Genomic DNA, 1,413 nt, shown 5'->3' with positions numbered 1-1,413 from the left:
TCGCGGCTACTTAGAGACTTTCCGCAGGATCGATGTCCGGCCAGACTCGGTCCAGGTGCTCGGCGAGACGCTCCCACATTGCGGCTGCCCACCGGTGTCATTGGTGTGGCTCTCTCATGGCCTGCGGTCTCGCCGGGCACCGCGCGAGGAGAGGCTGGAAAGGGGTTTGTTCTGCTCGAAGTAGCGGTGCCCTCCTTGCTGACAACTCATCGAGTTCAGTCGAGGGAGGCGTCGATGTCGGTGATCATCGGGATGGACCCGCACAAGCGCTCGGCAACCATCGAGGTCGTCGACGAACGCGCCCGGGTGCTCGCAGTGGGCAGGTACGGCACGGACAAGACCGGCTACGCGCAGATGCTCGCCGCTGGCCGTAAGTACGCCGATCGGGTGTGGGCGGTCGAGGGGTGCAACGGCATCGGCAAGCACATCGTCCACCGCCTGCTGCATGACGGTGAGACGGTGCTCGACGTGCCCGCGAAGCTGTCTGCGCAGGTGCGGGTGTTCGCCACCGGCAACGGCCGAAAGACCGACCCGGTGGATGCGCACTCGGTCGCGATGGTGGCACTGCGCACCCCGAACCTCGTGCAGGTCCAGCTCGACCCGGACCTGCAGGTGATGGGAATGCTGGTCGACCGTCGCGACGAGCTGGGCCGCGCGAGGACGCAGACCATCAACCGGCTGCACCGGCTGCTGCTGGAACTTTTCCCAGGCGGGGCAAAGCAATTCCTGTCCGCACGGCAGGCACGCGCGCTGATCGCGACCATCAAACCCCGCGACATCGTGGGCAAGACCCGGCGCCGCCTCGCCGTCGAACTCATCGGTGAACTCGAGGGCATCGACAAGAAGATCAAGACCGCGGAAAAGGACCTCAAGGAGCTGGTGCTCGCCCGCAGGTCCACCCTGATGGACCTGCACGGCATCGGCCCCTCAGGTGCTGCCCGGCTACTGGCAGACGGCGGCGACATCCGCCGCTTCGCCGACCGCGACCGGTTCGCGTCCTGGAACGGCACCGCACCCCTGGACGCCTCCTCCGGCGACCAGAAGCGGCACCGGCTCTCCCGCGCCGGCAACCGGCGGATCAACCGGACCCTGCACATCATGGCCGTGGTCCAGCTGCGCAACCGCACCGAAGGCCGCGCCTACTTCGACGCCAAGAAGACCGCCGGGAAGACCTCCATGGAAGCCATGCGCGCCCTCAAACGCCGACTGTCCAACGTCGTCTACGCCCGCATGGTCGCCGACCAGAAACGCAGGCAGGCGGCGGATCCGGGAGGGCACTCGGGGACGACTCTGCAATCCAGCGTGACCGACCTGACCCCGGACATCGGCCCTTCGGACAAGCCACTTCCCGGACCCGCCACCAACCAGCCTAAACCCGCACTCCGAGCAGTGTCTTGACATAAAGGGGTGCCA

Annotated in this window: 1 protein-coding gene; it reads left to right on the top strand. The window is 66.8% G+C overall.

The genetic code is table 11. The annotated features are described in order from the left end of the window. The first annotated feature begins 234 nt into the window (after positions 1 to 234). The gene (locus tag V6U81_RS29025) at positions 235 to 1,398 is read left to right on the top strand and encodes an IS110 family RNA-guided transposase (RefSeq protein ID WP_334494234.1); all 1,164 of its coding nucleotides are present in this window, start codon (positions 235 to 237) and stop codon (positions 1,396 to 1,398) included. Positions 1,399 to 1,413: the final 15 nt, after the last annotated feature.

The organism is Micromonospora lacuserhaii (assembly GCF_036902735.1).
In the GTDB taxonomy this organism is placed as follows: domain Bacteria; phylum Actinomycetota; class Actinomycetes; order Mycobacteriales; family Micromonosporaceae; genus Micromonospora.
The sequence above is the reverse complement of the archived record's forward strand: the minus strand, read 5'-3'. Positions and strand labels throughout refer to the sequence as shown.

Excerpts from the sequence above, each read along its gene's own strand:
- V6U81_RS29025 (WP_334494234.1), top strand. The coding sequence starts at position 235 with ATGTCGGTGATCATCGGGATGGACCCGCACAAGCGCTCGGCAACCATC.